The sequence below is a fragment of the Mycobacterium sp. genome (assembly GCF_035603715.1).
Classification (GTDB): domain Bacteria; phylum Actinomycetota; class Actinomycetes; order Mycobacteriales; family Mycobacteriaceae; genus Mycobacterium.
Genome location: NZ_DATNJW010000134.1, coordinates 1 through 6,363, shown reverse-complemented (window position 1 = coordinate 6,363; position 6,363 = coordinate 1). Strand labels below are relative to the sequence as shown.

5 protein-coding genes are annotated in these 6,363 nt (G+C 66.9%); 2 read left to right on the top strand and 3 right to left on the bottom strand.

The window, feature by feature from the left end:
- From VN856_RS06170 to VN856_RS06160, 3 genes are all read right to left on the bottom strand, one after another.
- Nucleotides 1-1,121, bottom strand: a 1,121-nt coding sequence (locus VN856_RS06170; protein WP_325687185.1) for an alpha/beta hydrolase, incomplete at its 3' end; no start/stop codon positions are given.
- 116 nt (nt 1,122-1,237) lie between these two features.
- Nucleotides 1,238-2,797, bottom strand: coding sequence for an alpha/beta hydrolase (locus VN856_RS06165; RefSeq protein ID WP_325687184.1), 1,560 nt, complete (start codon nt 2,795-2,797; stop codon nt 1,238-1,240).
- A 49-nt stretch (nt 2,798-2,846) separates the two neighbouring features.
- On the bottom strand, nt 2,847-4,238 hold the full coding sequence (locus VN856_RS06160; protein WP_325687183.1) for a wax ester/triacylglycerol synthase family O-acyltransferase: 1,392 nt from the start codon (nt 4,236-4,238) through the stop codon (nt 2,847-2,849).
- Between the two features lie 183 nt (nt 4,239-4,421).
- Here VN856_RS06160 and panB point away from each other — a divergent pair, with 183 nt between their 5' ends.
- Complete coding sequence (gene panB, locus VN856_RS06155; RefSeq protein ID WP_325687182.1) at nt 4,422-5,267, top strand: 3-methyl-2-oxobutanoate hydroxymethyltransferase; 846 nt, start codon at nt 4,422-4,424, stop codon at nt 5,265-5,267.
- 43 nt (nt 5,268-5,310) lie between these two features.
- Nucleotides 5,311-6,363 (top strand): CYTH and CHAD domain-containing protein (locus VN856_RS06150; RefSeq protein WP_325687180.1); only part of this gene is annotated, 1,053 nt, incomplete at its 3' end.

Here is a 6,363-nt window from a genome sequence, read left to right as displayed (position 1 = left end):
TCGCGGCCGTAGTACTCGTCGGCCAGCGTCAGCAGATCACCGGGATCGGTGCCGCGGCGCAGACCGAGCAGGCCGCTGGTGAGGAATTTCCAGAATTGCGGGGTGTAGAGCGCGTTGATGGTGCCCGTGGTGGCGTCGGCGTAGCCGAGCGCGCGCCCCTCCGAGGTCGTCGCGGGTTTGGTCACCAGCGGGTCGATCAACTGGTGGTAGCGGACGACCCATTGGGTCGGGTCGGTGCCCAGCGGGCAGTCCGCGGAGCGGGCGCAGTCCGCGGCGTAGTCGTTGAACGCGGTCTGAAACCCGGCCTCCTGGTTGATGAGCTCCTGGATCGGGCCGATGCTCGGGTCGACCGCGCCGTCCAGCACCATCGAGCGCACATGGTCGCCGAAGCGCTCGACGTACGCGGTCCCCAACTCCGTGCCGTAGCTGTAGCCGAGGTAGTTGATCTGGTCGTCACCCAGGGCTTGGCGCACCGAATCCATGTCCCGTGCGGCCGAAGCGGTCCCGACGTTCTCCAGGAACGCCGAACCATTGCGGGCCTGACAGCGCTGAGCTATCTGCCGGTAGACCTGCTCGATGTGCGCCACGCCCTGCGGGCTGTAGTCGACCATCGGTTCACGCCGGTACGCGTCGAACTCGGCGTCGGTTTGGCAGCGCACCCCCGGCGTGGAGTGGCCGACACCACGGGGATCGAAGCCGACCAGATCGAATCGCTTACTGATCTCAGAGCCCGCCAGATCCGCGCCCATCGAGGCGACCATGTCGACCGCCGACGCCCCGGGACCGCCCGGATTGACCAGCAACGCTCCGATCCGCGGGCCCGTTGCCGGAACGCGGATCACCGCGAGGTGCACTTGCGCGCCACCCGGGTTTGCATAGTCGACTGGAACCGCGACGGTCCCGCATCGCGCGCTCGGAATGTCGCGCGGGTTGCTCAGGACCTGGCCGCAGCTCCCCCAGCTCAATGGTGGTGCCGACGACGGCTGGGGTGCCCCGGAGCTCGGCGTGGGGCCCGCGTCGTATCCGGGCGTCGCAGCCGACAACGGCGTCAACGCAATAGCGGTCGCCATCGACAACCCACATGAAAGCAGCGCAGAGCTCAACCGTCTCATGCGCCACATGGCAGTCAATCGTGGCATGCGTCGGCCACAGGCCGTGATCCCATTGGTCACACCTTGATCTCGTTATTTACCGCGCGGTCTCTACGTTTCGCTCGCGAAGCGGACCCACGGCGGCGCTAACACTTAGCCCCCTTGGACGGCACAGTACCGCTGACGATGTACGCCGACGCATAGTCGTCGATGCAGCTGTTGCCCTGGAACACGACCGTGTGCTGTGTGCCGTCGAACGTGAGCAACCCGCCGTGCAGCTCGTTGGCCAGGTCGACACCGGCCTGGTACGGCGTCGCGGGGTCGTGTGTGGTGGACACCACCAGCGTCGGAGCCAGCCCCTGCGCCGAAATGGTGTGCGGCTTGCTGGTCGGCGGCACCGGCCAGAACGCGCATGTGCCCAGCGGGGCGTCGCCGGTGAACTTGCCGTAGTTCATGAACGGCGCGACCTCACGCGATCGGCGATCCTCGTCGATGACCTTCGCCCGATCCTTCACCGGCGGCTGGTCCACACAGTTGACCGCGACCCGGGCGTCGGTGGAGTTGCTGTAGTGCCCCTGCTTGTCGCGACGCATGTAGAGGTCGGCCAACTCGAGCATCACATCGCCACGGTGGCGCGACAGTTCGGTCAACCCGGTCGTCAGGTGGTGCCAGAACGTCGGCGAATACAGCGCCATGATCGTGCCGATGATGGCGTCGCTGTAGCTCAGACCGCGGGGGTCTTTGGTGCGTGCCGGCCTGCCGACGCTCGGGTTCTTCTTGTCGACGAGCGCATAGACCAGATGGTGGTACACGTCAACGGCTTTGGCCGGGTCGGTGCCCAGTGGACAAGCGGGTGACTTGGCGCAGTCCTTCGCATAATTGTCGAAGGCAACTTGAAAACCCTTGGCCTGCCTCAGGTCTGACTCGACCGGATCCGCATTGGGGTCGATGGCACCGTCCAGGATCATCGCCCGGACGTTCTTCGGAAAGGCCTCCGCGTACGCGGCGCCGATCCGAGTGCCGTAGGAGTAGCCCAGGAATGTCAGCTTGCTGTCGCCCAGCGCCTCGCGGATGGTGTCCAGATCGCGGGCGACATTGTCGGTTCCGATGTTCGCCAGGAATTTCTTGCCCATCTTGGCAACGCAGCGGCCGACGTAGGCCTTGGTCTCGTCCTCGATCTGCGCGACGCCTGCCGGGCTGTAGTCGGCTTGTGTCTCGGTGCGCAGCTTGTCGTTGTCGGCGTCGGAGTTACACCAGATCGCCGGTCGCGACGCCGCCACCCCGCGCGGGTCGAACCCGACCAGGTCGAAGCGCTCGCGGACCTGCTGCGGCAGCGACTGCACGACGCCCAGTGCCGCCTCGATGCCGGACTCCCCCGGGCCGCCGGGGTTGATGACCAGAGAGCCGACCTTGTCTCCGGTCGCCGGGAAGCGGATCAGTCCCAGCGTGGTGGCGTCACCGCCGGGGTGTTTGTAGTCGACGGGCACGGCGAGCTTGCCGCACTGCGCACCGCCAGGCAGTTTCACCGCCCCGCCGCCCGCAACGCGGCACGGGCCCCACTCGATCGGCTGGCCGACTTTGGGGCCGGCAAGTACCGCGCGACCCTTGACGACCTGAGTACAACTGGCCACGGTCACCGCTGTAACCGCCATCACGGTCCAGATCAGCATCGTGCGCGCGATCTTGCCGCGGCGAGGGCTCCCCATGCCCAACATGCTGCCATGCGTCAGCGCGGGCCCCCGGTTGCTGGGCCGTCTAACGTGTCGCGAGCAGCAGTTCTTCCATTCCAACCGCGAAGTCGTCGGCCAGTTCCCACAGGTCGGGCAACAGCTCCGGGCAGGCGATGATCCCGATATCGAGTTTGCCGGTCAGCGACATCACGGTGATATTCAGGCCCGAGCCGTGGAAGATCGGCCCGAGCGGATACATGGCCTTGACCTCACTGCCCAGGAAGTACAGCGGCACCTGCGGACCCGGCACGTTGGAGACCACCAGGTTGTGCACCGGCATGGTTTTGGTGAGACTGGTCCGGGCGTACGCGCGCATCGCAATACCGAACACCGCGGGCGCGGCGAACTGGGACCAGTCCTGCAGCAGCGTGGCTTTGATCGCCGAACTATGTTGTTTGGCAACCGAATTCGCGTCAGCGATGGCCTGTATCCGCTCCGCCGGATCACCGATGTGGGTCTGCAGGCTGGAGAACATGCCCGAAACCTGGTTGCGCCCAGGCCGATCCGACTTGCCGTGCACGGACACCGGCACCATCGCGACCAGCGACGACTCCGGCAGTTCGCCACGGTCCAGCAGGAATTGGCGCAGCACACCGGACACCAGGGCCATCACCACATCGTTGACCTTGACGTCGAAGTAATCCTTGACCTTCTTGATGTCTCCGAGGTCCAACTGCGCGTAGGCGATGTTGCGGTGCGCGGTGACGCTCGCGTTGAATGCGGTCCGCGGGGCCGCGAACGGCGGCGCCATCGTCTGGCCGCTGCGTGCCCGCATCACGGTCTTGACCACTGACGATGCGGTGCCGGTCAGCGCATTGGCCAAGCGCAGCGGCCTGGCCGCGAATTTGACCGCACCCGTCAGCGCGATCTCGAAGTCGTTGCCGCCGCCGACGCCCTCGACCGGATCCGGCGCGGGGGCGTCCGCCTCGGTGCTGCACAACTGAGACATCAGGTTGGCACCGGTCACACCGTCCACCGCGGCGTGGTGCACCTTGGTCATCACGGCCAAACGGCCGCCCTGTTGCGCGTCGGTGCCCGCCACGCCCTCGATCACCCACATCTCCCACAACGGCCGGGTGCGGTCCAGCGGCAAGCTCGCGATGTGGCCGCAGATCTCGGCCAGCTCGGCGCGCCCGCCCGGCGGCGGCAGGCCGATCCGGTGTAGGTGCCGGTTCACGTCAAAGTTGTTGTCGTCCACCCAGACCGGATGGTCCAGATTGAAGGCGCTGTCGGCCAGCTTCTCGCGGAACTGCGGCATCGCCTTGATCCGCAGCGCCAATTCGTCGCGGAGCCGGTCAAAGGTGTAGCCGCCCGGCATCGTCGACGTGTCGATATCCAGAATCGAGCAGACATGCAACGGCTGTGCCGGGGTTTCCAGGTAGAGGAAGCTGGCGTCGAGTCCGCTGAGTCGCTGCATGGGGCGATGGTATGTCCGCCGCCGCAGGGGGGCGCCCGAATCGTCACGATGGTGCCGGTGTGAGGAAGTCCACTGGGCTCGCTATCCACATGGGCGGCGCCAGGTGGCAGACTGGTCAGGTCAGACGAACCCGGGGACCCGATTGGGCCACGAGGATCGACCCGACCAAAGCTAGGGACAATGATGTCTGAACAGACTGTTTACGGTGCCCATTCTTCTCCGCAAGCTGCGCCGCGGACCAAGACGCGCGTCCACCACCTGCAGAAAATGAAGGCCGAAGGCCACAAGTGGGCGATGCTCACGGCCTACGACTACTCGACCGCCCGGGTCTTCGACGACGCCGGTATCCCGGTACTGCTGGTCGGTGATTCGGCCGCCAATGTCGTCTACGGCTACGACACCACGGTGCCCGTGTCGGTCGACGAGCTGATTCCACTGGTGCGTGGCGTCGTGCGCGGTGCACCGCACGCTCTGGTGGTCGCCGACTTACCGTTCGGCAGCTACGAGGCGGGCCCGGCCGCGGCGCTCGACGCCGCAATCCGGTTCATGAAGGAAGCCGGCGCGCATGCCGTGAAGTTGGAGGGTGGCGAGCGGGTCGCCCCGCAGATTGCGGCCTTGACTGCCGCCGGCATCCCGGTGATGGCACACATCGGCTTCACCCCGCAGAGCGTCAACACCCTGGGCGGTTTCCGGGTGCAGGGCCGCGGGGATGCCGCCGAGCAGACCATCCACGACGCGATCGCGGTTGCCGAGGCCGGCGCGTTCGCCGTGGTGATGGAAATGGTGCCGGCCGAGTTGGCCACCCAGATCACCGGCAAGCTGACGATTCCCACCGTCGGGATCGGCGCGGGACGCAACTGCGACGCCCAGGTGCTGGTTTGGCAGGACATGGCCGGTCTCACCAGCGGCAAGACGGCCAAGTTCGTCAAGCGGTTCGGTGACGTCGGAGGCGAATTGCACCGCGCGGCAACGCAGTACGCGGACGAGGTCGCTTCAGGGACATTCCCCGACGACGAGCACAGCTTCTAAGCCCCTGGTTTAGCGGCCACCGGAATGTGGCACGCTCTCGAGCATGTCCGCCAACGGCGCGAGCACGTCGCGCTATCTCGAAGTTGAACGCAAGTTCGACGCCGACGAGTCCACGCAACCGCCATCATTCGACGGCATCGCGGCGGTCGGCCGGGTAGAGCACGCCGAGACCCAGTCGTTGGACGCGGTGTACTTCGACACGCCGTCCCGAGATCTCGCGTTGAATCGCGTCACCTTGCGCCGTCGCACCGGCGGCCTGGACGCGGGTTGGCACCTGAAACTACCGGCGGGCCCCGACGCCCGTACCGAAGTGCGGGCGCCGTCGAATGCCACCGACGGCACTACGGTCCCCACCGAGCTGCTGGATGTGGTGCTGGCCATCGTGCGGGACCGCCCGGTGAGCCCGGTGGCGCGGATCAGCACCACTCGGCAGGTTCGCCTGGTGCACGGCGCCGACGACGCGGTGCTCGCCGAGTTCTGCGACGACCACGTCACAGCGGGCCAGGGCGCCGACGGAACCACCAACGAGCTGCGGTGGCGTGAATGGGAACTCGAACTCGTCGACGCCGGCGCGAACTCCGGGCTGATGGACGAGCTGTGCGACCGGCTGCTCGACGCCGGTGCGCGACCGGCCGGCCACGGCTCCAAGTTGGCGCGGGTGCTCGGCACGTCGCCGAAGGATTTGCCGGCGGAATCCATGCATCGGGCGCTGGCCGAACAGACCGGCGAGCTGCTGGTGTGGGATCGCGCGGTGCGCGCCGAGGCCGACGACGCGGTGCACCAGATGCGGGTGACCGCCCGCAAGATCCGCAGCCTGCTCCAGGCCGCTCCGGATTCCTTCGGGCTGACCGACGATGCCCCGATCATCGGCGAACTACGCGAGCTGGGCAATGTGTTGGGGGTGGCCCGCGACGCCGAAGTGCTGGCCGATCGCTACCGCAGCGCTCTGGACGACGTGCCGCCCGAGTTGGTCCGTGGGCCTATTCGGGAGCGGCTTGTCGACGGCGCCGAACAGCGTTACCGGACTGGGCTGCGGCATGCGTTGTCCGCCTTGCGCTTACCGCGCTACTTCCGGCTGCTCGACGACCTGGATGCA

Excerpts from the sequence above, each read along its gene's own strand:
- VN856_RS06165 (WP_325687184.1), bottom strand. The coding sequence starts at position 2,797 with ATGGGGAGCCCTCGCCGCGGCAAGATCGCGCGCACGATGCTGATCTGG.
- panB (WP_325687182.1), top strand. The coding sequence starts at position 4,422 with ATGTCTGAACAGACTGTTTACGGTGCCCATTCTTCTCCGCAAGCTGCG.
- VN856_RS06160 (WP_325687183.1), bottom strand. The coding sequence starts at position 4,238 with ATGCAGCGACTCAGCGGACTCGACGCCAGCTTCCTCTACCTGGAAACC.